This is a genomic window from Actinomadura decatromicini, assembly GCF_008121305.1.
Lineage (GTDB): Bacteria > Actinomycetota > Actinomycetes > Streptosporangiales > Streptosporangiaceae > Spirillospora > Spirillospora syzygii.
Genome location: NZ_VSRQ01000004.1, coordinates 790,106 through 814,380, shown reverse-complemented (window position 1 = coordinate 814,380; position 24,275 = coordinate 790,106). Strand labels below are relative to the sequence as shown.

22 protein-coding genes and 3 tRNA genes are annotated in these 24,275 nt (G+C 74.3%); 19 read left to right on the top strand and 6 right to left on the bottom strand.

The window, feature by feature from the left end; translation table 11 throughout:
* Positions 1-17 precede the first annotated feature (17 nt).
* The gene (locus tag FXF68_RS22255) at positions 18-854 is read right to left on the bottom strand and encodes an NAD(P)-dependent oxidoreductase (RefSeq protein WP_148762155.1); all 837 of its coding nucleotides are present in this window, start codon (positions 852-854) and stop codon (positions 18-20) included.
* 347 nt (positions 855-1,201) lie between these two features.
* Between FXF68_RS22255 and FXF68_RS22250 the strand changes: the two genes are divergently transcribed.
* The 3 genes from FXF68_RS22250 (at position 1,202) to FXF68_RS22240 (ending at position 1,465) form a co-directional block, all read left to right on the top strand.
* Positions 1,202-1,275 (top strand) — tRNA-Leu (locus tag FXF68_RS22250).
* 5 nt (positions 1,276-1,280) lie between these two features.
* Positions 1,281-1,353: transfer RNA gene (locus FXF68_RS22245), tRNA-Leu, on the top strand.
* A 29-nt stretch (positions 1,354-1,382) separates the two neighbouring features.
* Positions 1,383-1,465: transfer RNA gene (locus FXF68_RS22240), tRNA-Tyr, on the top strand.
* A 62-nt stretch (positions 1,466-1,527) separates the two neighbouring features.
* Here the strand turns inward: FXF68_RS22240 and FXF68_RS22235 are convergent.
* Positions 1,528-2,016, bottom strand: a complete 489-nt coding sequence (locus tag FXF68_RS22235; RefSeq protein ID WP_342787160.1) for a DUF3515 domain-containing protein — start codon at positions 2,014-2,016, stop codon at positions 1,528-1,530.
* On the bottom strand, positions 2,003-2,236 hold the full coding sequence (locus FXF68_RS22230) for an Lrp/AsnC family transcriptional regulator (protein ID WP_148352893.1): 234 nt from the start codon (positions 2,234-2,236) through the stop codon (positions 2,003-2,005). Before FXF68_RS22230 ends, FXF68_RS22235 begins: the two co-directional genes overlap by 14 nt.
* A 131-nt stretch (positions 2,237-2,367) precedes the next feature.
* Here FXF68_RS22230 and FXF68_RS22225 point away from each other — a divergent pair, with 131 nt between their 5' ends.
* From FXF68_RS22225 to thiD, 3 genes are all read left to right on the top strand, one after another.
* Positions 2,368-3,288: a thiamine-phosphate kinase gene (locus FXF68_RS22225; RefSeq protein WP_148762151.1), complete on the top strand. Its 921-nt coding sequence runs from the start codon at positions 2,368-2,370 to the stop codon at positions 3,286-3,288.
* 101 nt (positions 3,289-3,389) lie between these two features.
* The gene (locus FXF68_RS22220; protein ID WP_148762149.1) at positions 3,390-4,226 is read left to right on the top strand and encodes a cellulose binding domain-containing protein; all 837 of its coding nucleotides are present in this window, start codon (positions 3,390-3,392) and stop codon (positions 4,224-4,226) included.
* A gap of 59 nt (positions 4,227-4,285) precedes the next feature.
* Positions 4,286-5,122 (top strand): bifunctional hydroxymethylpyrimidine kinase/phosphomethylpyrimidine kinase, encoded by an 837-nt coding sequence (gene thiD, locus FXF68_RS22215; protein ID WP_148762147.1) that lies wholly within the window; start codon positions 4,286-4,288, stop codon positions 5,120-5,122.
* Between the two features lie 73 nt (positions 5,123-5,195).
* Here thiD and rpmB read toward each other — a convergent pair whose 3' ends face one another.
* Positions 5,196-5,390 (bottom strand): 50S ribosomal protein L28, encoded by a 195-nt coding sequence (gene rpmB / locus FXF68_RS22210; RefSeq protein WP_067883900.1) that lies wholly within the window; start codon positions 5,388-5,390, stop codon positions 5,196-5,198.
* A gap of 197 nt (positions 5,391-5,587) precedes the next feature.
* On the opposite strand from rpmB, the gene FXF68_RS22205 reads away from it, so the two are divergent.
* The 3 genes from FXF68_RS22205 (at position 5,588) to FXF68_RS22195 (ending at position 11,320) form a co-directional block, all read left to right on the top strand.
* Entirely contained in the window at positions 5,588-7,171 is a 1,584-nt protein-coding gene (locus FXF68_RS22205; RefSeq protein ID WP_148762145.1) for a DAK2 domain-containing protein, read from the top strand.
* Between the two features lie 45 nt (positions 7,172-7,216).
* Positions 7,217-9,406, top strand: coding sequence for an ATP-dependent DNA helicase RecG (gene recG, locus FXF68_RS22200; protein WP_148762143.1), 2,190 nt, complete (start codon positions 7,217-7,219; stop codon positions 9,404-9,406).
* A 129-nt stretch (positions 9,407-9,535) separates the two neighbouring features.
* Entirely contained in the window at positions 9,536-11,320 is a 1,785-nt protein-coding gene (locus FXF68_RS22195) for a serine/threonine protein kinase (RefSeq protein WP_148762141.1), read from the top strand.
* Positions 11,321-11,390: 70 nt separating this feature from the next.
* Here the strand turns inward: FXF68_RS22195 and FXF68_RS22190 are convergent, their stop codons facing one another.
* Positions 11,391-12,164, bottom strand: coding sequence for a hypothetical protein (locus FXF68_RS22190; protein ID WP_187438037.1), 774 nt, complete (start codon positions 12,162-12,164; stop codon positions 11,391-11,393).
* 215 nt (positions 12,165-12,379) lie between these two features.
* On the opposite strand from FXF68_RS22190, the gene rsmD reads away from it, so the two are divergent.
* From rsmD to smc, 10 genes are all read left to right on the top strand, one after another.
* The gene (gene rsmD / locus FXF68_RS22185; protein WP_148762137.1) at positions 12,380-12,946 is read left to right on the top strand and encodes a 16S rRNA (guanine(966)-N(2))-methyltransferase RsmD; all 567 of its coding nucleotides are present in this window, start codon (positions 12,380-12,382) and stop codon (positions 12,944-12,946) included.
* Between the two features lie 30 nt (positions 12,947-12,976).
* Positions 12,977-14,428, top strand: a complete 1,452-nt coding sequence (locus FXF68_RS22180) for a penicillin-binding transpeptidase domain-containing protein (protein ID WP_148762135.1) — start codon at positions 12,977-12,979, stop codon at positions 14,426-14,428.
* Between the two features lie 95 nt (positions 14,429-14,523).
* A complete protein-coding gene (gene coaD, locus FXF68_RS22175) occupies positions 14,524-15,003 on the top strand; it encodes a pantetheine-phosphate adenylyltransferase (RefSeq protein ID WP_148762133.1) in 480 nt (159 codons plus the stop codon).
* 133 nt (positions 15,004-15,136) lie between these two features.
* Positions 15,137-15,781, top strand: a complete 645-nt coding sequence (locus tag FXF68_RS22170) for a YceD family protein (protein WP_148762131.1) — start codon at positions 15,137-15,139, stop codon at positions 15,779-15,781.
* A 1-nt stretch (position 15,782) separates the two neighbouring features.
* On the top strand, positions 15,783-15,962 hold the full coding sequence (gene rpmF / locus FXF68_RS22165) for a 50S ribosomal protein L32 (protein WP_148352881.1): 180 nt from the start codon (positions 15,783-15,785) through the stop codon (positions 15,960-15,962).
* A 296-nt stretch (positions 15,963-16,258) separates the two neighbouring features.
* A complete protein-coding gene (rnc, locus tag FXF68_RS22160) occupies positions 16,259-17,083 on the top strand; it encodes a ribonuclease III (RefSeq protein WP_148762129.1) in 825 nt (274 codons plus the stop codon).
* Positions 17,076-17,987 (top strand): bifunctional DNA-formamidopyrimidine glycosylase/DNA-(apurinic or apyrimidinic site) lyase, encoded by a 912-nt coding sequence (gene mutM, locus FXF68_RS22155; RefSeq protein ID WP_148762127.1) that lies wholly within the window; start codon positions 17,076-17,078, stop codon positions 17,985-17,987. The genes rnc and mutM overlap by 8 nt, the downstream gene beginning before the upstream one ends.
* A 30-nt stretch (positions 17,988-18,017) precedes the next feature.
* On the top strand, positions 18,018-18,362 hold the full coding sequence (locus FXF68_RS22150) for an acylphosphatase (protein WP_246178859.1): 345 nt from the start codon (positions 18,018-18,020) through the stop codon (positions 18,360-18,362).
* Between the two features lie 178 nt (positions 18,363-18,540).
* A complete protein-coding gene (locus FXF68_RS22145) occupies positions 18,541-18,738 on the top strand; it encodes a hypothetical protein (protein WP_148352878.1) in 198 nt (65 codons plus the stop codon).
* 531 nt (positions 18,739-19,269) lie between these two features.
* Entirely contained in the window at positions 19,270-22,929 is a 3,660-nt protein-coding gene (smc, locus tag FXF68_RS22140) for a chromosome segregation protein SMC (RefSeq protein ID WP_148762123.1), read from the top strand.
* An 18-nt stretch (positions 22,930-22,947) separates the two neighbouring features.
* Here the strand turns inward: smc and FXF68_RS22135 are convergent, their stop codons facing one another.
* Positions 22,948-24,171, bottom strand: a complete 1,224-nt coding sequence (locus FXF68_RS22135) for an RICIN domain-containing protein (protein WP_187438036.1) — start codon at positions 24,169-24,171, stop codon at positions 22,948-22,950.
* Positions 24,172-24,275 lie beyond the last annotated feature (104 nt).

Sequence of the window (24,275 nt, the reverse complement as noted above, 5' to 3'; positions counted from 1 at the left end):
TTCCCCCTTAGTTGGATTTAGTCGGACGCATCCGGCAGGCCGAGTCCGGGCGACAGCCTCTCGCGGGCGAGGCGTGTGAGCGGGAGGTCGACGTCCAGTTCGTCCGCCAGCTCCAGGGCGAGCGCCAGGTCCTTCTCACCGAGGTCGCGGACGTGTCGCAGCGTGTCGTAGAGGTCGTCGTCCGGCTTGAGCGGCGCGGTCGTGTCGCGGAGCATGAGCATGCCGGGCCCGCCGGTGATCGCGTCCGTGTGCCGGACCACCCGCCCCAGCTCGCGCAGCGGCACCCCCGCCGCCTCGGCCAGCCGCTGCGCCTCCGCGGCGGCCGTGTACGCGACGTAGTGCAGCAGGTTCCGGGCGAGCTTCGCGCGGGTGCCCGCGCCGACCGGGCCCATGTGCAGGACGAGGTCCGCCCACGTCCCGAACGGCTCGCGGCAGCGGTCGAACGCCTCGTCCGTCCCGCCGACCATGGCCGCGAGGGTGCCCGCGCCCGCCCCGGCGGAGCCGCCGCTGACCGGGGCGTCCACGACGTGGATGTCGTACCGGAGGGCGCGTTCGGCGAGGTCCTCGGCCGTCGCGGCGCGGATCGTCGAGTGGATCGCGAGGACCGTTCCAGGACGCGCGCTCGCCAGCACCTCCTCGCCGACCTCGCGCACCTGCGCGTCGTCCCGCACCATGACGGACACGAGCTCGGCGTGCGCGGCGACGTCCGCGACGCTCCGCGCCGCCCGCGCGCCCACCCGCACGAGCGGCGTCATCGCTTCCGAGCGGGCGTCGTACACGACGAGGCCCCGCCCGGCGAGGCGCGCCGCCATCGGCGCGCCCATCCGCCCCAGCCCGATGAACCCCACTGCCATGAACGGACCGCCTCTCCTCCGCCGACACCGCCCGACACCGCCGCCATCCTCTCCTGACCGATTTCGACCCCCATACCGCCCCCATGACTTCCACCGCCCGGCTCCGCGCGACCGCTCCCGCGAACGGCCGGACAAATGCGTTGCGGCCATTCACGCGGCGATGGCATCGTGGACGTCGTCAGCCCGAAACACGAGGCTCCGAGAGGAGGACCGGCCATGGCTCTGGAGCAGTACCGACTTCGACTGCCCTCGGCGTCGCACGCCCGCCCCGGCCGGTATCCCGCCTCCTAGAGGCCGTTCCGGCCGGGCCGCCGCGAGTGACGCCGCCTCACGCGAATTGCTTTCACGCGGCTCTACTCCAATTGGCAGAGAGGCCACTCTCAGGAAGTGGTTGTTCCGGGTTCGAATCCCGGGGGCCGCACGCACGCCTCCGTAGTCCAATGGCAGAGACAGCGGCATGAGGTGCCGTGTGCTGAGGGTTCGAATCCCTCCGGAGGTACGGCGCGGGTCCGGGGGCCCCGCGCGCACGGGGCGGCGCCGACGTCGGAGAGTCGGGCTTGGCTGTAAACCAAGTGCCACGCGCTGAGTGGGTTCGACTCCCACCCGCCCCACCGGCTCGCCGGGACGGCGGAGCCGACCCTGCCCGACGCCGCCGAATGGCGGCTCGGGGCGCTCAGATCTGGCCCTCGGGCTTCTGCGGGATCGTCGCCTTGATCGACGGGCCGAGCTCGATCAGCGCGTCCCCGGCCGGGTTGTACTTGGGCGGCACCGTCACCTCGACGTACGCCTGCCGCGCGACCGCGGTGAACGTCACCGGACGGTCGATCGGCTGCCCGAACCAGTCGATCCCGTTGATCGTGACGAGCTGGGACTCGGGGCGGAGCGCGGCCGGCCGCGGCACGCCGCAGCGCAGCGCGATCGCGGGGGAGCCCCAGGCGGCGGTCAGCGGCGAGTCGGGGGAGGTGTCGCGGCGCTCCAGGCCGCGCACCTTCTCGGGGAGCCGGAGGCCCTCGCACAGCCGCCGCGTCGCCGCGTCCGGCCCGGGGACGGGCACCCGCACGGCGCCCTCGCCGCACGCCGCGGCCAGCAGCGCCAGCACGCCGAGGACGGCCACCGCCCGCGCCCGGCGCAGCCGCCGGGGCGACGCCTCAGATATGGACAATCGGGCAGGTGAGCGTACGCGTGATGCCTTCGACCGACTGGATCTGCGCGACGACGAGCTTGCCCAGCTCGTCCACATTCCGCGCCTCCGCTCGGACGATCACGTCATAGGGGCCCGTGACGTCCTCCGCCAGCGTGACGCCCGTCATGCCGGAGATGTGGCCGGCCACCTCGGCCGCCTTGCCGACTTCGGTCTGGATGAGGATGTAGGCCTGCACCATCACGTCCTCCCCGGGCGGAGAATCTACGTCGGACGGTTCACCGTATCGTGTTACGCGCCGCGGCGGGCGGCGGGGGGCGCGCGGGCCGGACGGCCGCGTCCGGCACGCGTGGATCAGGGGGAATCGGCGATATGGGGACGATCGGTGACCTGGGGGAGTTCGCGCTGATCGCCACGCTGACCCGGCGGCTTCCGCAGGGCCCGGCCGTCCTGCTCGGGCCGGGCGACGACGCGGCCGTGATCGGCGCGCCGGACGGGCGTGTCGTCGCCACCACGGACGTCCTGGTCGAGGGCCGCCACTTCCGCCGCGACTGGTCGGGCCCCTACGACATCGGCCGCAAGGCCGCCGCGCAGAACCTCGCCGACGTCGTCGCGATGGGCGCCCGCCCGACCGCGCTGCTCGTCGGGTTCGCCGCGCCGCCCGCGACGGACGTCGAATGGGCGGAGCGGCTCTACGACGGGCTCGCGCACGAGTGCCGGGCGGCCGGGGCGTCGGTCGCGGGCGGGGACGTCGTCGCCGCGCCGGAGGTCACGCTCGCCGTCACCGCGCTCGGCGACCTCGGCGGCGCGCCGCCGCTCACCCGCGCCGGGGCGCGGCCGGGCGACGCCGTGGCCGTGCGCGGCCGGCTCGGGTTCGCCGCGGCCGGCCTCGCGCTGCTCGCCGCCGGACGCGACGGCCCCGCCGAGCTGACCGAGGCGCACCGGCGGCCGCGCCCCCCGTACGCGGCCGGGGCGGAGGCGCGGGCGGCCGGGGCGACCGCGCTGCTGGACGTGAGCGACGGGCTCGTCCAGGACCTCGGGCACATCGCGGCGGCGAGCGGCGTCCGCGTCGACGTCGAATCGGCGGCCGTGCCCGTCCCGGCGGTCCTCGGGCCGGACGGGCTCCGGCACGCCCTCACCGGCGGCGAGGACCACGCCTTCGCCGGGACGTTCCCCGCCGGAGCCGTCCTGCCGCCGTCCTGGACGCGGATCGGGACCGTCACCGAAGGGACAGGTGTCCGTGTGGACGGGCGCGAGCCACCGCCCGGCGCATGGGATCATTTCCCGACGTGAGGGGCGCCGCGCGGAGGGCGTCCTTACGTGCTTGTTGACGTGTCTTGTAGGCATGGTTGGTGAGGGTTTGGTATACATCCGTGTGATCGAAGAGGGATGGGATGGGACGACACACCAAGCTCGGTCAACCGGATGACGAGCCCGCACCGGACGCCCGCACGTCCCAGGGCTCGTACTACGGGGCACCACCCGCACCGCCCTTCGACGCATACTCCGGCCCGACCGACGACCGGCTCTACGTGTCGCCGCACGAGACCACCTCGACCGGACCCGCGCCCGGCGCCGGGCACCCGCACGACCCGCCGTACGACTACGGCTTCGAGCCGCTCCCGGGGGACTACCAGGACGGTCCTCCCCCCGACTTCGGCGAGCCGTGGGGCGAGAAGCCGCAGCCGTCCGAGAAGCCGGGCGGGCGCGGCAGGCTCAAGCTCCTCTCGGTGCTGCCCGTCCCGATGCTGCCGATCGTCGCCCTCGTCATCGCGGTCGGGATCGTCGCCTACGCGCTGAGCACGCAGCAGATCTCCCTCAACTTCGCGGGCGGCGCGCCCGCCCACGACTCGCAGCCCGACCCGCGCGACAACCAGGTCTCCCAGCGCGGGCCCGGCGAGCGCGCCAGCCGCGGCGCGGCCCGGCCGGACGGCCTCGTCGTCGCGTTCCGGGTCGCGTCCCGCAAGCCCGGCGGGTTCACCTTCACCGCCACGATCGCCAACAAGGGCCCGCAGCCGGTGGCCAAGTGGGCGCTCGCCTTCAAGATCGACAGCGCCTCGGTCACGGCGGTCAGCGGGGCGACCGTCGTCCGGACGGGCAAGGTCCCGTTCGTCCGCGGCCGCACGGCGATCGCGCCCGGCGCCACCGTGCGGATCGCCTTCGCCGCGCAGGGGACGCCCGCGAAGCCGTCGACCTGCGTCATGAACAGCAACCCCTGCTCCCTGGTCTGAGACCGCCCGGCGGGGTCCGGGCCGCCGTGACGCGGTCATGACGCCATAAAGTGGACGGCATGACGCCCACCCCGTCCGCCTCGTCCGCTCCGTCCGTGCCGCCCGTTCAGGCGCCGCCGCTCGTGCTGACGATCGCGGGGTCCGACTCCGGCGGCGGCGCCGGGATCCAGGCGGATCTGAAGACCATGCTCGCGCTCGGCGTCCACGGGATGAGCGTCGTCGCGGCCGTCACCGCGCAGAACTCGCTCGGTGTCCAGGGGTACTGGGAACTGCCGCCGGAGGCGGTGCGCGCGCAGCTCGACTCCGTCCTGTCCGACATCGGGGTGCACGCGATCAAGACGGGGATGCTCGCGTCGAGCGGCCTGGTCGAGATCGTCGCGGAGGCGCTGGCCGGGTCGGACGCGCCCGCCGTCGTCGACCCGGTCGGGGTGTCCAAGCACGGCGACCCGCTGCTCGCGCCGGACGCGGTGCACGCCGTCCGGTCGGCGCTGATCCCGGCCGCGACCGTCGTCACGCCCAACCTCTACGAGGTGGAGCAGCTCACCGGCGTCAAGGTCGTGGACGAGTCGGGGCTGCGCGAGGCGGCCGAGGCCGTGCGGGCGCTGGGCCCGCGCTGGGTGCTGATCAAGGGCGGGCACCTGCCGGGCGAGGCCGCCGACCTGCTGTTCGACGGGGAGCGCGAGCACCGCTTCACCGCGCCCCGGCACGACAACCGGCACACGCACGGGACGGGCTGCACGCTCGCCTCGGCGATCGCGTCCCGGCTGGCGCTCGGCGACGACGTCCCGGCGGCGGTGGCGGCGGCGAAGGAGTACGTGACCGGCGCCATCGCGGCGGGCTTCCCGCTCGGCGCGGGCATCGGCCCGGTAGACCACGCCTGGCACTGGCGCCCCTGATTCAGGACATGCGAAAGCCAGCCCATCGGAGCGGCTCCGATGGACTGGCGGGAAAGCCTGGCTGCGGCGGACCTCAGACGGTCGGCTTGACGACCTTGCCGGCCTTGATGCAGGACGTGCAGGCGTTGATCCGCTTGGTGGCGCCGTTCACGACGGCGCGCACGCGCTGGATGTTGGGGTTCCAGCGGCGCGGGGTGCGGCGGTGCGAGTGGGAGACGCGCATGCCGAAACCGGGTCCCTTGCCGCAGACGTCGCAGACGGAAGCCACGGGAAACTCCAAGTGGTGTCGATGCTCTGACGGAGCGCCGCCCCGGCGGCCGCAGGCGGGCGAACCGGGCATCATGGGTGCTCACTGACGGGCGCCCCGGACGAGGCGCATGGATCAGAGTAGCCGACGGCGCGTCGGGTAGGCGAATCGGCCGCGGCCGCACGCGCGGCCGGAGCGGCGGCGGGGAGGGGCGGGCGTTGGGCGAGGTCCTCGACGGCGCGGCGGTGCGCCGGTGGTGCGGGCTCGCGGCGGACGCGCTCGGCCGCGCCCGGACGGAGATCGACGCGCTGAACGTGTTCCCCGTCCCGGACGGCGACACCGGCACCAACCTGCACCTGACCGTCCGCGCGGCGGCGGACGCGCTGGACGCGCTCCCGCCCGGCACGGGCGCCCCGGACACGTGGCGGGCGCTGGCGCGGGGCGCGCTGCTCGGCGCGCGGGGCAACTCCGGAGTGATCCTCAGCCAGGTTCTCCGCGGGCTCGCCGACGTCCTCGGCCCGCTGGACGCGCCGCCCGACGGCGCCGCGCTCGCCGCGGCCCTGGCGCACGCGTCCGCGCTGGCCAGGGACGCGGTCGAGCATCCCGTCGAGGGCACGGTCCTGAGCGTGCTCGCCGCGTCGGCGGCCGCGGGCGCGTCCGCCGGAGCTGATCTCGCAGGCGTCTCGCGGGCCGCCGCGGACGGAGCCCGCCGCGCGCTGCGCGCCACGCCCGGGCAGCTCGACGTCCTCGCCCGCGTGGGCGTCGTGGACGCGGGCGCCGCCGGGCTCTGCGTCGTCCTCGACGCCCTCGCGGCCGTGCTCACCGACGAGTACCCGGAGCGCTACGAGGTCCCGGCCCGCGCTCCCGGCGCGAAGGCCCCGGCGCCCGCCGCGCCGTCCGGGCCGAGCTACGAGGTCATGTACCTGCTGGACGCGCCAGACGACGCCGTCCACCCGCTGCGCGAACGGCTCGATGCCCTCGGCGACTCCCTCGTCGTGGTCGGCGGCGACGGCCTGTGGAACGTCCACGTCCACGTGGACGACGCCGGGGCCGCCGTCGAGGCGGGGCTCGACGCGGGCCGTCCGCACCGGATCCGCGTCACGTACCTGCACGCCGCCACCGGGGAGCCGCACGCGCCGTGCACCGGCCGCGCGGTCGTCGCGGTGACCGCCGCGGACGGCCTCGCCGCGCTGTTCGAGGAGAGCGGCGCGCGGGCCGTCCGGCGACAGCCGGGCACCGTGCCGCCGCTCGCGGTGCTGGCCGAGGCGATCCTCGCGGCGGGCGACGAGGTGACGGTCCTGCCGGACGGGCCGGAGGTCCACGCCCTGGCCGAGGCCGCCGCCGAGCGGGCCCGGGACGCGGGGGCGCGGATCGAGGTGGTGCCCGCGAAGGCGTCCGTCCAGGCGCTGGCGGCGCTCGCGGTGCACGACCCGCTGCGCCGCTTCGGCGAGGACGTGATCGAGATGACCCGCGCGGCGGGCGCGACCCGCTTCGGCCACCTGGAGGTCGCCGCGCGGGAGGCGGTGACGAGCGTCGGGCTGTGCCGGCGCGGCGACGTCCTCGGGCTGATCGAGGGCGACGTCGCGACGATCGGCGCGGACGTCGCGGAGGTGGCCCGGCGCGTCCTCGACCGGATGCTGTCCGGCGGCGGGGAGCTGGTCACGCTGATCACCGGACGGGACGCGCCGCCCGGCCTCGCCGCCGTCCTCGAAGAGCATCTGCGCGACGTCCATCCCGACGTGGAGGCGGGGGTCTACGACGGCGGGCAGGAGAAATACCCGCTCCTCGTCGGCGTGGAGTGAGGCGTCCGGTGATACGCGCCGCCGCTTTGGGCTAGAAAAGACTGCGTGGCGAACCTCGACGAGCCGTTGCGCGACGTCCTCGGCGACAAGACGGCCAAGGCCCTGGAGAAGGGCCTCGACCTGCGCACCGTCGGCGACCTCCTGCACCACTACCCGCGCCGCTACGCGCACCGCGGCGAGCTGACCCAGCTCAGCGGCCTGGAGGACGGCGAGCACGTCACCGTCATGGCGGAGGTCGTGAAGGTGCAGGGCCGCAGCCTCAACCGCAGCCCCGGCTACGTCCTGGAGATCACCGTCACGGACGGGACGGGCGAGCTCAAGCTGAGCTTCTTCGGCCGCAAGGGGTCCTACCGCCCGGAGAAGGACCTGTCGCCCGGCACCCGCGGCCTGTTCGCCGGGAAGATCAGCACCTACCGGCCGCGCAGCGGGCGCCCGGTGCGGCAGCTCGCCCACCCGCAGTACAAGGTCGTCCACGAGACGAGCGCCGAGCAGGCGGCGCAGGAGTGGGCGGACGAGATCATCCCGATCTACCCGTCCACGAAGACGCTGCCGATCGAGACGATCGGGACGTCCGTCGGCATGGTCCTCGACCAGCTGACCCTGCCCGCCGACCCGATGCCCGGAGCGCTGCTGCGCCGCCGCGACCTGATCGGCCTGCGCGAGGCGTACGAGGGCATCCACCGCCCGCGGAGCTGGGACGAGCTCGGTCGCGCCAAGGCCCGCCTCAAATGGGACGAGGCGTTCGTCGTCCAGGTCGCGCTGGCCCAGCGCCGTCTCGCGGCCGCCGCCCTCCCGGCCACCCCGCGCCCGCCGTCCTTCGGCGGACTCCTCGCCGAGTTCGACGCCCGCCTCCCGTTCGAGCTGACCAAGGGCCAGCGCCAGGTGGGCGACGAGATCGCCGCCGACCTGGCCGTCGAACACCCCATGCACCGCCTCCTCCAAGGCGACGTCGGCGCCGGGAAGACCGTGATCGCGTTGCGGGCGATGCTTCAGGTCGTGGACGGCGGTGGGCAGGCCGCGCTGCTCGCGCCTACCGAGGTGCTCGCGCAGCAGCACTACCGGTCGATCACCGGGATGCTCGGCGACCTCGCCGAGGCCGGGCAGATCGGCGGCGCGGAGAACGCGACGCGGGTCGCGCTGCTCACCGGGTCGCTGGGCGCGCAGGCGCGCAAGGCCGCCCTGCTGGACGCGGCGTCCGGCGCGGCGGGCATCGTCGTCGGCACGCACGCGCTGCTGCAGGAGACCGTCCAGTTCGCCGACCTCGGCCTCGTCGTCGTGGACGAGCAGCACCGCTTCGGCGTCGAGCAGCGGGACGCGCTGCGCGAGAAGACCGGCGGCGGGCGCCCGCACGTCCTCGTCATGACGGCGACGCCGATCCCGCGCACGGTGGCGATGACGGTCTTCGGCGACCTGGAGACGTCCGTCCTCGGGCAGCTCCCGGCGGGCCGGTCGGAGATCCAGACGCACGTGGTGCCGCCGGAGAAGCCCGCGTTCCTCGCCCGCACCTGGGAGCGCATCAAGGAGGAGGCCGCGCAGGGCCGGCAGATCTACATCGTCTGCCCGCGCATCGGCGAGCAGGAGGGCGACGAGGGCGACGCCGTCGCCGCGGACGAGGAGGGCCGCCGCTCCCCGCTCGGGATCATGGAGGTGCTGCCGAAGCTGGAGGAGCTGCTCGACGGGCTGCGCATCGGCGTCCTGCACGGCAAGCTGCACCCCGACGAGAAGGACGCGGTGATGCGCCGCTTCACCGACCGCGACCTGGACGTCCTGCTCGCCACCACGGTCATCGAGGTCGGCGTGGACGTCCCGAACGCCACCGTCATGGTCATCATGGACGCCGACCGGTTCGGCGTCTCCCAGCTCCACCAGCTCCGCGGCCGGGTGGGACGCGGCACGCTCCCCGGCCTGTGCCTCCTCGTCACCGACGCGGAGCCCGGCAGCAAGGCGCGCGAGCGGCTCGCGGCGGTCGCGTCCACGACGGACGGCTTCGCCCTGTCCCGGCTCGACCTGGAGCAGCGCCGGGAGGGTGACGTGCTCGGCGCGGCGCAGGCGGGCCGGACGTCCAGCCTCCGCCTCCTCACCCTCCAGAAGGACGAGGACGTCATCCGCGACGCCCGCGACGAGGCGACCGCGCTGGTCGAGTCCGATCCGGACCTCGCCGACCATCCGGGCCTGGCGACCGTCCTGGCGTCCCTCCTGGACGAGGAGCGCGCCGACTTCCTTGAGAAGACCTGACGTCCGACGCCGAAGTGACGCGCGCGGAAGGTTCTCTGGGGCGTTCCCCCCGTTGGATACTGAGAAGACACGGTTGATCACAGACGTCTGACATGTAGCGCGGGTTCGCATGCGACGGAGGAGCTCCCAATGACGGCGGTCGGCCCCCTGCTGCCCAACGACCCGGCCAGGCTGGGGCGGTACGAGCTGGTCGGACGGATAGGCGAGGGCGGGCAGAGCATCGTCTTCCTGGGGCGCCACGAGGACGACGGCCGCCGCGCGGCGGTGAAGCTGCTGCGCGACCGGTTCGTCCGCGACCCGGAGTGGCGGGCGCGGTTCGAGCGCGAGCTGGCGATGATCGGCCGGGTGGCGGGGTTCTGCACGGCGCAGGTCGTGGACGCCGACATCTCCGGCGACCTGCCGTACGTCGTCAGCGAGTACGTGCCGGGCCCGTCGCTGAGCGGCCTCGTCAACGAGGAGGGCCCGCGCACCGGGACGAACCTCGACCGCCTCGCGATCGGCACGGTGACGGCGCTCGCGGCGATCCACCGGGCGGGCATCCTGCACCGCGACTTCAAGCCGTCCAACGTGCTGATGGGGCCGGACGGCCCGCGCGTCATCGACTTCGGCATCGCGCGGGTGCTCGGCACGACGGCGAAGAAGGGCAGCGGGGTCGTCGGGACGCCGTCCTACATGGCGCCCGAGCAGGTCACGAACACCGACCTCGGGACGGGCGTCGACCTGTTCACGTGGGCGGCGACGATGCTGTTCGCGGCGACCGGACGGCACCCGTTCGGCAACGACACGATCTCCGCCGTGTTCCACCGGATCCTCAACTACGAGCCCGACCTGTCGGCGCTGCCGGACTCGCTGCGCGGCGTCGTCGCGTTGTGCCTGGCGAAGGACCCGGCGCGGCGGCCGGAGGCGCAGCACGTGCTGCTGCGGCTGATCAGCGGCGACGTCCCGGACGAGCTGCCCGTCCAGGACACGCTCAGCACGGGCGCCCACCTCGCCGGGGACCCGCGCACGCCGCCGAACCCGCCGACCGTGGGCCGTCCCGGCACGCTCATGGGGACCGACTCGGGCGGCACGGTCCCGCCCTACCAGCCGCCGAACCTGCCGCCGACCGGTCCGCCGCCGCGCCGGCGGCGGGGCCTCGGGTTCGCCGCCGCCGGGGTCGCGCTGCTGGTCGCGGCGGCCGTCGGCGCGACGGCGTGGGCACTGCTGGCCGACGGCTCGGGGGAGAAGCCCGCGACGGCCGACACCGGCCCGGCCGCGCCGCCCGCCGCGGCGGCGGAGGCGGTCGCCCCGGCCGCGCACGCGATCAAGGCGGTGCTGAGCCTCGACCACGCGACCCTCGACCGGGACGTCGCGGCGGCGCACCGCGCGTCCACGCCCCGGTACGGGACGGAGTACGACCGCCAGCTCGCGACCCGCGACTACCGCGAGCAGTTGAAGGAGAAGAAGGGCTCGGTCGCGACGGAGGTCGTCGACTCGGCGGTGGTGACGGCGGCGCCGGGCAGGGTCACCGTCCTCGCGTACGTGAAGCGGACGGTCCGCGCCGAGAACGCCGACCCGAGCCGCCTCCAGGACCCGATGCGCGCGACGATGGTCAAGCGGGGGGCGGGCTGGCTGCTGGACAGCCTGTTCTCGCTGAAGGCGGGCTCGTCCCGCGCCGACACGGCGGGCGCGCAGTGGCCGGGGACGGCGGCGCACGGCGTGCTGGACGCGGTGGCCCGGGACCCGTCCGTCGCGGCGGGCACGCCCGTGGAGATCGGCCTCCGCGCGGGCGGCCCGGCCGACCGGGTGACGGCGCTGGTGACGCTCGGCGCCTGCAAGGGCGGCTGCACCGACGCCGACCGGGTCACGTTCCGGCGGCTCGGGCTCCAGCGCGCGGGCGGCGGCTGGAAGGTCGTCGGCTCCGAATCCCTCTAGACGCCGAATCCCTTCAGACGCCGAGAAGGGCGCCTCCCCGGCGGGGAGGCGCCCTTCTCGGGAGGAGCGGTCAGGACTCGCGGACGGTGCGCCGCCGCGTCGCGGCCACGGCCGCACTGCCCGCCGCGACGGCGGTGATCCCGAGCGCCAGCAGCGGCAGCGAGTCGGCGCCGGTGAACGGCAGCCCCTTCGGCGGGGTGATCTCGGCGGCCACGGCGCCCGCGCCCATCCCCGGGGTGGACGGCAGCTCGGGGAGCAGCGGCGAGGACGGCGGTCCGGGCGGCGCGGGGGTGCCCGGCGGGGGCGTGTCCGGCGGGGTCGGCGGCGACGGCGGGACCGGGGGAGTCGGCGGGGTGGGCGGCGTCGGCGCGGCGCAGCCGCCGAGGCAGGCGTGCGCCGACAGGTTCGCCTTCAGCGGCGTCGCGCTCCCCGGGGACAGCGACGCGCCCGCCCCGGCCCCGACGTTCAGGAGTTGCGGGTCGCCCGCGGCGAGCGCCCGCCGCCCGCCGCCCGCCGGGGTGGAGACGGCGGCGTCGGCGCGCGCGCCCGCCTTGACGCCGCCGGGCCCGGCCGACGCCCGCGTCTTGAGCCGGACGTCCGCGCCGGCCACGGGCGTGTTCACTCCGGCGCCGAGGTCGAGCCCGGCGGTCGTGGTGTGCGTCCGCCCGTCGTGCTTCACCGGCGCGTCCAGACGGAGGCCGAGAAGCGGCGCGTCCGCCGATGCCGGGTGCGCGGTCCGCTTGGCGAGGGGCTGGGAGGTCTCGGCGTGCGACACGCCGCTCATGGCCGCGACGCCGAGAACCGCCGCCCCCGCCGTCACCGCCAGTCTCCTACCGTTATGCACAGAGTTCTCCTGAGGGGTTGGGTTGCACAACCTGCGAGCACGTTTACACGTCCCGTAGTCGTTGTGAACAGCGTTCGGCCCATTTGGGCGCAGGTTCACAAGAGGCTGACGTCCGGGTTGTGGATCTTTTTGGAAAACGCCCGTTGTCGGGGGTGCGGGGACCCGCGTTCCGGGCCCCGGGCGCGGCGCCGCCGCGCCGCCCCGATACTGGGGGGATGACCAGGGTCATCGCGGGCAGCGCGGGCGGGCGGCGGCTCGACGTCCCGCCGGGACGCGACACCAGGCCGACCAGCGACCGCGCCAGGGAAGGGCTGTTCGGCACCGTCCTCGCCCTGCTCGGACCGCTGGACGGCCTGCGCGCCGCCGACCTGTACGCCGGGTCCGGCGCGGTCGGGCTCGAGTGCCTGTCCAGGGGCGCGGCGCACGCGCTGCTCGTCGAGTCGCATCCGCGCGCGATGGCGGTGATCAGGCGGAACGCGGCGGCGCTCGGGCTGCCGGGGGCGGTCCCGTGCGCCGACAAGGTGGAACGGCTGGTGCGGCGGCCGCCGGACGAGCCCTACGACCTGGTCTTCGCCGACCCGCCCTACGCGCTCGCGGACGCGGCCGTCACCGCCCTCCTGGAAGACCTCCGCGACAACGGCTGGACGGCGCCGGACGCGTTGGTCGTCGTGGAACGCGCGGCCCGCGGCCGTTCGTTGTCATGGCCGGACGGATACGAAGCCGAACGGGAGCGGCGCTACGGAGAGGCGGTGTTCTGGTACGGGCGCGCGATCGGCCGTTGAGGGCGGCGGCTTCCGGGTAGGTGCCCGGCCATGAGGCCCGGCATCGACCGTGCCGTGGGGCGTACCTGGATCGTCGCGCTCGTGATGGCCGGCGCGCTCATGGCCAACATCACCTACGTGCAGGGGTTCGAGGCGCAGGACCTCCGCGACGACCCCCTCAACGCGCGCCAGTTCGAGGACCGCTTCAAGATCGACCGCGGCCCGATCGTCGCGGACGGCGAGCGCCTCGCCTGGTCGGACGAGGTCGGCGGCGACCGCTACCAGCGCCGCTACAAGGACGGCCCGGTGTTCGCGCCCATCACCGGCTACTTCTCCGTGTTCGCCCAGACGGGCCTTGAGGACGCCGAGAACCACTTCCTGGACGGCACCGACGCCCGCCTCGCCACCACCGACCTCGTCGACCGGCTCATCGGCAAGCACGTCCCCGGCGGGACGGTCGAGTCCACCGTCGACGTGAAGGCGCAGCGGGCGGCCTACGACGCGCTGAGCGGCGCGGGCGCGCGGCGCGCGGCGGCGGTCGTGCTCGACGCGAAGACCGGCGCGATCAAGGTGATGGCGTCGACGCCGTCCTACGACCCGAACGAGGTGTCCACGCTCGACCGGCGGAAGGCCGTGCGGGCGTTCGACCGGCTCGGCGACCAGCCGCTGAAGCCGCTGCTCAACAAGGCGGCGAACGAGCTGTTCCCGCCCGGCTCCACGTTCAAGACCGTCGTCGCGGCGTCCGCGCTGCAGGCGGGCGCGACCGAGAACACCCAGGTCAGGGCCGGACGCAGCTACAAGCCGCCGCGCGCCGGGCAGGCGATCGCCAACGACGCGGGCGACATCGGCGGGTCCTGCGACCTGCCCCGGATCCCGCTCGCCGAGGCGTACGCGCAGTCGTGCAACACCACGTTCGCCTTCATGGGCGCGGAGAAGCCCGGCAACGACGGCGTCCGCGAGGCGGCGTCGCGGTTCGGGTTCGGCGACCGGATCGGGTACGCGCCCGGCCTGCGCGGCGTCGCCAGTTCGTTCCCCGAGACGGACGAGCCGTCGCTCAGCGCGCTCGGCTCCATCGGGCAGGGCAGCACGGTCGCCTCGCCGCTGCAGATGGCGCTGGTCGCGGCAGGGATCCTCAACGACGGCGTCGTGATGAAGCCGCGCCTGGTCGACGGGCTGCGCGCCGCGAACGGCCGGACGGTCGAGAGGTTCTCGCCCGGCGAGCTGTCCGAGGCGATGAGCGCCGACCAGGCGAGGCAGATGCGCGACATGATGCGGGCCGTCGTCGAGCGCGGCACCGGCAAGTCGCTGAAGGGGACGTCCGTCCTCGGCGGCAAGACCGGGACCGCCGACATCGAGGGAGCGTCCTACAACGACCGCTGGTTCATCGGGTTCGGCCCCCGCTCGGACCCGAAGTACGCCGTCGCGGTGATGACCGAGGCGCCCGGGTACGGCGTCGAGTCGGGGCCGATCGCCGCCGCGATCATCGACGCGCTCGGCTCCTGAGGGGAGTGACCCGAGGGCCCGGGTGGAACCGGGCCGAACGCGATTTGGTACGTTCGCGCCGCAGGTCAGAAACCGGGACCGAAGGGGTTCGCGCCGTGCGCCGTGTCGTCTGTCCGGGATCGTTCGACCCCGTCACCAACGGCCATCTCGACATCATCAGCCGCGCCTCCCGCCTCTACGACGAGGTGGTCGTCGCCGTGCTGATCAACAAGAACAAGAAGAGCCTGTTCACCGTGGACGAGCGCGCGGACATGATCGCCGAGGTCACGGAGGAGTACGGCAACATCAAGGTCGACAAGTTCTACGGCCTCACCGTCGACTACTGCCGCGAGCAGAACATCCCGGTGATCGTCCGCGGGCTGCGGGCCGTCAGCGACTACGAGTACGAGCTCCAGATGGCCCAGATGAACCACCGCATCGCGGGCGTGGAGACGCTCTTCATGGCGACCAACCCCGAGTACGCGTTCCTCTCGTCGAGCCTGATGAAAGAGGTCGTGAAGTTCGGCGGGGACATCTCCGGGCTCGTCCCCGACACCGTCCACGAGCGGCTCGTGCGGCGCCTCAAGGAGGACTGACCCGGCTCAGGGAGGGCTGACCCGGCGCGGCCGGGCGGCGGCCCCCGCCCCTGGTCGGACGGCCGCGAGTTGGGACCTCGCCCGTGTCTTCGGTACCCTGGGACATCGGCCATCGGTCACGGCCGTCATTCTCATGCCGCACGAAAGCAGGAATCCGCTGACACGCCTCGACCCCAACGCCCCTCTCGTGCTCGACACCCGAGCTCTGGGCAGGCAACCCGGGTCGTCGCGGGAGGAGACCCTGTCCGCGCCGGCACCGGAGGATTTCGGCGTCGAGATGGTGGGCGTCCCGGCGGGCGCCGCGATCGAGCTGGACATCCGGCTCGAAGCGGTTCTCGAAGGGGTGCTCGTCACCGGCACCGCGACGGTCCCCCTTGAGGGGGAGTGCGCGCGCTGCCTCGACCCGATCGCCTCGACCTTCGAGGCGGACTTCCAGGAGCTCTTCGTCTACGACGACACCCGCTCCGGCGGGAACGCCGAAGACGACGAGCTCCGCCTCGAGGGCGACCTGATCGACCTCGAGCCCGTCCTGCGGGACGCGGTGGTCCTCGCGCTGCCGCTGTCCCCGCTGTGCCGGGACGACTGCCCGGGCCTCTGCCCGGACTGCGGTGCACGGCTGGCCGACCAGCCCGGCCACCGCCACGACGACGCCGTCGACCCCCGGTGGGCGGCGCTGCAGGGCCTCGAGGGCGACACGCCCGCGGGGCCCGACCGGGGGAGCGGGAGCAACGGCTCCCGCGGAACAGCCGACCGACGAGAACGAAGGCAGGAGGGCTGACGTGGCCGTCCCGAAGCGGAAGAAGTCGCGCAGCAACACGCGGCACCGGCGCTCGCAGTGGAAGGCATCGGCGCCGACGCTGGTCGAGTGCCCGACGTGCCGCGACCAGAAGCTGCCGCACACCGCGTGCGCGACGTGCGGAACCTACGACCGGCGGCAGGTCATCGCCCCGTCGTCCTGAGTCTTCTCGCATCCGGGGGTGGATCCGCGCACGGCGCGGCCGCCCCCGATGCGGCAGGACGGGCACCCGACCACCCGGCGCGACGTCGGCGTGGTGACCGGCGCGGGAACGAGCAGCGGTCCACCGCGGCTCGCAGCGCCCGGAGCCGTGGTGCACGCCGGGATCAGCCGACCGGCGCGCACCTCGTCTTCGCGGACAACCCCTCCCCGCCGTGCGTCCTCGCCGTCCCGGCCCGACGGCCGCGCGCCGCAGACGCGCGTCCGCGCACTGCGCGGCGCAGCCCGTGAGGAGGGCTTGTGAGCGGCAAGAAGAACGACCCGGCGCCGGAACGTGCCGAACTGACCAGGGCACTCGGCGTGGAAGTGGGCGCCGACCTGCTCGAACGGGCGCTGACGCACCGTTCGTACGCCTACGAGAACGGCGGCCTGCCGACCAACGAGCGCCTGGAGTTCCTCGGCGACTCGGTGCTCGGGCTCGTCGTCACCGACACCCTGTTCCGCGGCCATCCCGACCTGCCCGAGGGGCAACTCGCCAAGCTGCGCGCCGCCGTCGTCAACATGCGGGCGCTCGCCGGCGTCGCGCGCGGCCTCGGCGTCGGCGCCCACATCCGGCTCGGCCGCGGCGAGGAGGGCACCGGCGGGCGCGACAAGGCGTCCATCCTCGCCGACACGCTGGAGGCGCTGATCGGTGCCGTCTACCTCGACCGGGGGCTGGACGAGGCGTCCGCCCTCGTCCACCGGCTGTTCGACGCGCTGATCACCCGGTCGGCGAGCCTCGGCGCCGGGCTCGACTGGAAGACCTCGCTGCAGGAGCTCACCGCCGTCGAGGAGCTCGGCGTCCCCGAGTACCACGTCGCCGAGAGCGGCCCCGACCACCAGAAGACGTTCCGCGCGTCGGTGCGGGTCGGCGGGCAGACCTACGGCTCGGGCGAGGGGCGCAGCAAGAAGGAGGCCGAGCAGCACGCCGCCGAGGCCGCCTGGAACGAGATCCGCGCGCTCGTCGTGCGGCGGGAGGCGGCGCAGGACGGCGCGGCCCCGGCGGCGCCCGCGGCGGCGCCGGTCGACGGCCGGGCGCCCGCGGGCCAGGAGCAGGCCGGACAGGCGGCCCAGGCCGGTGCCTGAGCTGCCCGAGGTCGAGGTCGTCCGGCGCGGCCTCGAACGCTGGACGGCCGGCCGCGCGATCGCGTCCGCCGAGGTGCTGCACCCGCGCGCGGTGCGCCGCCACGAGGCCGGGCCCGCCGACTTCGCGGGCCGGCTCGCCGGGCGGACCGTGCTGACCCCGCGCCGCCGCGGCAAGTACATGTGGCTGCCGCTCCGCGCCGATGACGGGGCCGCTGACGGGGAGCCCGGTGAGGCGCTGCTCGCCCATCTCGGGATGAGCGGGCAGCTCCTCGTCGGCGAGCCGGACCGCGAGCGCGAGAAGCACCTGCGGGTCCGGGTCGAGTTCGGCGACGGCGGCCACGACCTGCGGTTCGTCGACCAGCGGACGTTCGGGCACCTGATGGTCGCCGACCTCGTCCCGGACGCGGTCGGCGGCCCGGACGGCCCGGGGCTCGTCCCGGAGCCGATCGCGCACATCGCCGCCGACCCGCTGGAGAAGGGCTTCGACCCGGACGCGTTCTACCGCGCCCTCCGCCGCCGCAAGACCGGCATCAAGCGCGCGCTGCTCGACCAGTCGCTCATCAGCGGCGTCGGCAACATCTACGCCGACGAGGCCCTGTGGCGCGCCAGGCTGCACTGGGCGCGCCCGACCGAGACGATGACCCGGGCGGAGGCGGCGCGCGTCCTGGCGGCCGCTCAGGACGTCATGGGCGCGGCCCTCGCGGTCGGCGGCACGTCGTTCGACAGCCTCTACGTGAACGTGAACGGCGAGAGCGGGTACTTCGAGCGCTCCCTCGACGCCTACGGGCGGCGGGACGAGCCGTGCCGCCGCTGCGGGACGCCGATCCGCCGCGACGAGTTCATGAACCGCTCGTCCTACAGCTGCCCGACGTGCCAGCCCCAGCCCCGCCGGGCACGGTATTAGGGCACGGCGGCGCGGAGGGACGGTGAACCGATGAGCGGAACGGGGGAGTCCATGGACGCGGACAGTGACGGCGGCGACGAGGTCGTGCGGCTCACCGCATGGGTGCGGGGCCGCGTGCAGGGCGTCGGGTTCCGCTGGTGGGTGCGGGCGCGGGCGCTGGAACTCGGCCTCGCGGGCAGCGCCACGAACCTGTCCGACGGGCGCGTCGAGGTCGTCGCGGAGGGGCCGCGGGAGCGGTGCCGCCGCCTCCTCGACCTGCTGACCGCGGACGACTCCGGAAGCGACACGCTGACGGCCCGGCCAGGGAAGGTCACCGGCGTCGCCGAGCGCTGGAGCGGGGCCCGCGGCGAGGCCGCGGGTTTCGTGGAGCGCTGACCGGGTAGGGAGTTCTGGTTTATACCTGCTAAACTAGTAGAGGAAGGTTGTTACCGGCCTGTGATGTGCGTCTTGACCAGGACAGCGGCCGGTGCGACTCTAGACGATACGCGCACCGACTTCGATTGATTCTCGTGCGCGATCCCTGCTGGTTACTCAGCGTGGAGGACCCTTAGTCATGGCGAAGGCTCTACTCGGCCACGTCGGCGGTCCCGACCCCCGGATGGTCGCGGAGATGCGGCGCCTTCAGCGGCGCGTACGTGACCTGGAGGCCGAACTCGTACGGCTCCAGGCGGAGAACGACGCGCTCGCGACGGCGGCGGACGACGACGTGATGTCGCTCGCGGTGAAGGACCGTGAACCGGCGCTGACCTGATCGGCGCCTGAAAATCCCAGTGTGAACAGGGACGCCGCGACGTGGCGTCCCTTTGTTTTGTCGAGGGGGGGCGACCCCCCTGACCCCCCGCGCGACGCAGGCGATCCTCACGACGCCGTTGCGGTTTCTTGTGCCTGTTGCGGTGGGTGGGGCGTCGCTCCGGTCGCCTGCGTCGGCGGCTCGCGCGGCCTCCGGCGCTGGGGCGCCTCCGGCCGCGCGAGCCGTGGCCCCGGTTCAGGTTTCGTCCCAAGACGGGCATTATGGCTCGTTCCTGGGATCGACATCGTTCCTGGTCGGGGCTTTGATTGGTCCAAGTGGGGACGGTCGCCATTTCTGGCGGCGGTGGCTTGGGCCCGCTTCGCCGGTCATGGTTCGGGCAAGGTTCGGGCCGTATTTGGTTTATGGCGCTCTGGTGTTTTTGTGCCGTTTTGGGGTGCGGGCGTGACCTTGCTTGGGCTGCGTGGCGGTCTCCGAGGGGCGTCGGCCGGTATCGTGCGTCGGACGTGTCGAGGAGGAGGGGGCTGCTAGCGCGTGTATCTGAAGAACCTGACGTTGCGCGGCTTCAAGTCCTTCGCGTCCTCCACGACGTTGAAGTTCGAGCCGGGGATCACCGCGGTCGTCGGGCCCAACGGGTCGGGCAAGTCCAACGTGGTCGACGCGCTGGCCTGGGTGATGGGCGAGCAGGGCGCCAAGTCGCTGCGCGGCGGGAAGATGGAGGACGTCATCTTCGCCGGCACCGCCAGCCGGGCGCCGCTCGGCCGTGCCGAGGTCGTGCTGACGATCGACAACGCCGACGGCGCGCTGCCGATCGACTACACCGAGGTCACGATCAGCCGGCTGATGTTCCGGTCCGGGTCCAGCGAGTACGCGATCAACGGCGACCCGTGCCGGCTGCTCGACATCCAGGAGCTGCTGTCGGACTCCGGCATCGGCCGCGAGATGCACGTGATCATCGGGCAGGGGCAGCTCGACCGCGTCCTGCACGCGGGGCCCGAGGGGCGGCGCGCGGTGATCGAGGAGGCGGCGGGCGTCCTCAAGCACCGCAAGCGCAAGGAGAAGGCGCTCCGCAAGCTGGACGCCATGCAGGGCAACCTGACCCGCGTCCAGGACCTCACGGGTGAGCTGCGGCGGCAGCTCAAGCCGCTCGGCAAGCAGGCCGAGATCGCGCGCCGGGCCGCCGTCATCCAGGCCGACCTGCGCGACGCGCGGCTCAGGCTGCTGGCCGACGACCTGGTCACGCTGCGGACGAAGCTCGAACAGGAGGCCGCCGACGAGGCCGCCGTCCGGGAGCGCCGCACCGAGACGGAGCGGGCGCTCGCCGGGGCGCAGGAGCGCGAGGGCGTCCTGGAGGCCGAGGAGGCCGCCGCGGCGCCGAGGCTCGCCCAGGTGCAGGACACCTGGTTCCGGCTGTCCGCGCTCAAGGAGCGGCTGCGGGGCGTCGCCGACCTCGCGGAGGAGCGGCACCGCAACGCCGCCGAAGCGCGCGAGGACGAGCGGCGCGGCCGCGACCCCGAGGACATGGAGCGCGAGGCCGCCGAGATCCGCGCGCAGGAGGACATGCTCCGCGCGGCCCTTGACGAGGCACAGGACGCCCTGACCGGCGCGGTCGACCAGCGGACGGCCGCCGAGGACGCGCTCGCCGCCGAGGAGCGCCGGCTGCAGGCCGCCGCCCGCGCCGCCGCCGACCGCCGCGAGGAACTGGCGCGGCTGCGCGGCCGCGTCGAGGCGCTGCGCAGCAAGGCGCAGGCCGGGCGGTCCGAGATCGGACGGCTCGCCGACGCCCGCGAGGAGGCCGAGCAGCGGGCCGGGACCGCGCAGGCCGAGTTCGAGGCCTTCGAGGCCGACGTCGTGGAGGACCCGGCGCTCGCCGCCGAGCACCAGGCCGTGCAGGAGGCGCTCGCCACCGCCAAGGACGCCGCCGAGTCCGCGCGGGCGGCCGTCGACGGCCCGCGCCGCGCGCTCAAGCAGGCCCGCGCGGCGGTCGGCGCGGCCCGTTCCGCCGACCAGGCCGCGCAGAAGAAGGTCACCGCGCTGCAGGCGCGGATCGAGGCGCTGAACCTCACGCTCGCCAGCGCCGCCGATGGTGGCGAGGCATTGTTGTCGGCGGGCTCTGATGGGTCGCTGGAGGGTGTTCTCGGCACCGTTGCTTCGCTGTTGAACGTCCGGGCCGGATATGAGACCGCCGTCGCGGCCGCGTTGGGGAACGCGGCCGAGGCCATCGCGGTCGGGTCGCTGGGGACGGCTGAGGCCGCACTGGCGCTGCTGCGGTCTCGGGATGCCGGACGCGCGGGGTTGCTGGTCGGGGGAGGGCCCGTCGCGGAGGCGCGGCGGGTTCCGGGCGTCGATTACGCGGTCGACGCGGTGAGTGTGCCGGAAGTCGTGCGGCCTGCGGTTCAGCACCTTTTGGGTGATGTGGCAGTGGTGGACGATCTTTCCGCTGCGGCCGCTCTCGTCCGGCGGGAGCCGACTCTGCGGGCCGTCACGCGGGACGGCGAGCTCGTCGGGGCGCACTGGGCGCAGGGCGGGGCCTCCGGCGCGCAGGGCCTTCTGCAGATGCGCGCGACGCTGGACGAGGCCACCGAGGACCTCGCCGCGGCCGAGACCGCCGCCCTGTCGGCCGGGAACGAACTGGCCGGCGCGCTGGAGCGCGAGCAGTCCGCGCAGGCGGCGGTGGAGGCCGCGGAGGTCGCCGCCACCGAGGCGCAGGCGGGCGTCAACGCGGCGCAGTCCGAGCTCGACCGCGTCCGCGCCCGGCTGCGCGAGTTCGACGCGCAGGCCGCGCAGGAGGCCAAGCGCGCCGCCCGCCTGGAGGCCGACGCCCGCGCCGCGCGCGGCGAGGCGGAGCGGCTGACCAAGGCGCTCGACGCGGCCAACGAGTCCCTGGAGCGCGACACGGAGGCGGCCGAGGAGCTGGCCCTGCGGCTCGCCGAGTCGGAGGAGGCCGCGGAGGTCGCCGACGAGGCCGGGCACGGCACCGAGGCCCGCGACGAGCTGAACGCCCGCTGCCAGGAGCTCCGCGGCGTCGAGATGGAGGCGCGGCTCTCCGTCCGCACGGCGGAGGAGCGCGTCCAGGCGATCGCGGGACGCGCCGACGCCCTCGAACGCGGCGCGCGCCGCGAGCGGGAGGAGCGGGCGCGGGCCGCCGAGCGCCGGGCCCGCCGCGAACGGCAGGCCCGCGTCGCGAAGGCCGTCCTGCGCGGTGCGCGGACGGCCCTGGAGCGCATCGACCTGTCCCTCGCCGCCGCCGTCCGCCGCAGGGAGGCCGCCGAGCGGGCCAAGGCCGCCCGCGAGGCGGAGCTGAAGGTCGTCCGGACGCAGGTGCGCGAGCTGTCCGGCACCCTCGAACGGCTGGTCAACGTCGTCCACGGCAACGAGGTCGCGCGGGCCGAGCAGCGGCTCCGGCTGGAGCAGTACGAGCAGCGGGCCCTGGACGAGTTCGGCCTTGAGGTCGAGTCGCTCGTCTCCGAGTACGGGCCCGACCAGCCCGTCCCGCCCGACCCGGACAAGGGCGAGGACGCGCTGCCCGCCCCGTACGACAGGACGGTGCAGGAGAAGCGCGCGAAGGCCGCCGAGCGGCAGCTCAACCAGCTCGGCAAGGTCAACCCGCTGGCCCTGGAGGAGTTCGCGGCGCTGGAGGAGCGGCACGCCTTCCTCACGTCCCAGCTCGAAGACCTGAAGAAGACCCAGCGGGAGCTGCTCGGCCTCGTCAAGGAGGTGGACGAGCGCGTCCAGCAGGTGTTCGCCGCCGCCTACGACGACACCGCGCGCGAGTTCGAGCGGATCTTCGCCCGGCTGTTCCCCGGCGGCGAGGGCAGCCTGTCGCTGACCGAGCCCGGCGACATGCTCGCCACCGGGGTCGAGGTCGCCGCCCGCCCGCCGGGCAAGAAGGTCAAGCGGCTGTCGCTGCTGTCCGGCGGCGAGCGGTCGCTCGTCGCGATCGCGTTCCTCGTCGCCGTGTTCAAGGCGCGGCCGTCGCCGTTCTACGTCTTGGACGAGGTCGAGGCGGCGCTCGACGACACCAACACGCAGCGGCTCATCACCGTGTTCGAGGAGCTGCGCGAATCGTCCCAGCTCATCGTGATCACGCACCAGAAGCGGACCATGGAGGGCGCCGACGCGCTCTACGGCGTCAGCATGCGCGGCGACGGCGTCACGCAGGTCGTCAGCCAGCGGCTCCGCGACCACGCCTGACCCCCGAAGGGCCGCCGGTCAGGGCGCGGGCGGCTGGGCGACGGGCGTGAGCAGGTACCCGCGGACCCCGGTCCTGCCGCACTCCGCGTGGACGGCCTGCAGCCCGCCCGTCTCCCGGACGTCGACGCCCACGCACATCCCCTCCGCACGCGTCGCCTCCGGGACGATGTCGAACACCCGCCCCGCCTTCACCTGCCGGGTGGACGGCGTCAGCCCGAACCGCTGCAGCGGGTCGTCCCCGCACTCCGCCATGTGGAGCGCGGAGTCCTTCTCGCGGGAGTCGAGGGTTGTGCACCAGAGCTTCGAGGCCGGGGTCCACGCCTGGAGCCGGAACGTCCCCTCCGCGCCCGGCGCCTTGACGAGCTTGATCCGCTGGAGGTTGTCGTCGTCCGTGCACTTGTCCTGCGCGAGCTGCGGCTTCAACCGGTCGTCCGGCATGACCGACAGGCAGTTGCCGGTCCGCTCGTCGTCGGTCACCGGCGTGATCGTGTACCAGCCGGGCGTGGGCGGCGCCGCCTTCGGGCTCGCCTGGACCGTCGCCTTCGACGGCGCGGCCGGGTGCCCGTTCCCGTCGTCGCCGCCGAGCAGCTCCGGCAGGGTCGACGCCACCACCGCGATCGTGATGATCGCCGGTGCCGCCACCAGCAGCGACACGCGCCGGTGCGGGGCGGGGACGCGCCGGGACCTCCGGCGGTGCCGGGGCGCCGACGGCGACGTCCTCGCGTGCCGTCCCGACCCGTTCTCCCTCGGCTTCTCGGCGGGCCTGTCCGCCGCGTCGTCCTTCGCTGTCTCCACCGCCTTCTCCACTGCCTTCTCCACTGCGGGCCGGGGGCCCATGTTCAGCGCGGGCCGCCCGGCGACGCGCCGGTCGCCGTCCACCGTCCTGGTGCCCGTGCCTCCAGTGCCCGTGCTTCCAGCGCCCATGCCTCCGGAGACCGTGGCCTCGGTGCCTGCGGGCCCGCTGACCGGGGGTTCCGCGGGCGCGCGGAGGCGGTCGTGGACGCGCAGCCACCGGTCCCGCTCCTCCGGCACAAGGCCGCATGTGGTCACAAAAGCGGACAGCAACACACGATCCGGCAGCGTTCCGGCGCCGAGCATTCCCGCGGCCCCGTCCGGAACGGCGAACCCGGCCGCGCGCAGCCGCTCGTCGATCTCGGAAAGCGGCAGGCCGGACCACTGCCGCAGGCGGCCGAGCAGCGCGAGGAGATCGGCGGGGACGCGCGCCTCCTCCGGCTGTGGCACCGCCCTCGGGACCGCCAACGGTGTCCTTCCGTGAACGGGAACGCGAGTATTAGTGGGCATCGTAGCGATCTCCTGTCCCCTAGTGGCTAATGTTCGTTATGCGG

Bases quoted from the DNA above. Each gene is read 5' to 3' on its own strand.
- FXF68_RS22255 (WP_148762155.1), bottom strand. From the start codon at position 854: ATGGCAGTGGGGTTCATCGGGCTGGGGCGGATGGGCGCGCCGATGGCG.
- FXF68_RS22230 (WP_148352893.1), bottom strand. From the start codon at position 2,236: ATGGTGCAGGCCTACATCCTCATCCAGACCGAAGTCGGCAAGGCGGCC.
- FXF68_RS22225 (WP_148762151.1), top strand. From the start codon at position 2,368: ATGGGGACGATCGGTGACCTGGGGGAGTTCGCGCTGATCGCCACGCTG.
- FXF68_RS22220 (WP_148762149.1), top strand. From the start codon at position 3,390: ATGGGACGACACACCAAGCTCGGTCAACCGGATGACGAGCCCGCACCG.
- thiD (WP_148762147.1), top strand. From the start codon at position 4,286: ATGACGCCCACCCCGTCCGCCTCGTCCGCTCCGTCCGTGCCGCCCGTT.
- FXF68_RS22195 (WP_148762141.1), top strand. From the start codon at position 9,536: ATGACGGCGGTCGGCCCCCTGCTGCCCAACGACCCGGCCAGGCTGGGG.
- rsmD (WP_148762137.1), top strand. From the start codon at position 12,380: ATGACCAGGGTCATCGCGGGCAGCGCGGGCGGGCGGCGGCTCGACGTC.
- FXF68_RS22180 (WP_148762135.1), top strand. From the start codon at position 12,977: ATGAGGCCCGGCATCGACCGTGCCGTGGGGCGTACCTGGATCGTCGCG.
- FXF68_RS22170 (WP_148762131.1), top strand. From the start codon at position 15,137: ATGCCGCACGAAAGCAGGAATCCGCTGACACGCCTCGACCCCAACGCC.
- FXF68_RS22150 (WP_246178859.1), top strand. From the start codon at position 18,018: ATGAGCGGAACGGGGGAGTCCATGGACGCGGACAGTGACGGCGGCGAC.
- FXF68_RS22145 (WP_148352878.1), top strand. From the start codon at position 18,541: ATGGCGAAGGCTCTACTCGGCCACGTCGGCGGTCCCGACCCCCGGATG.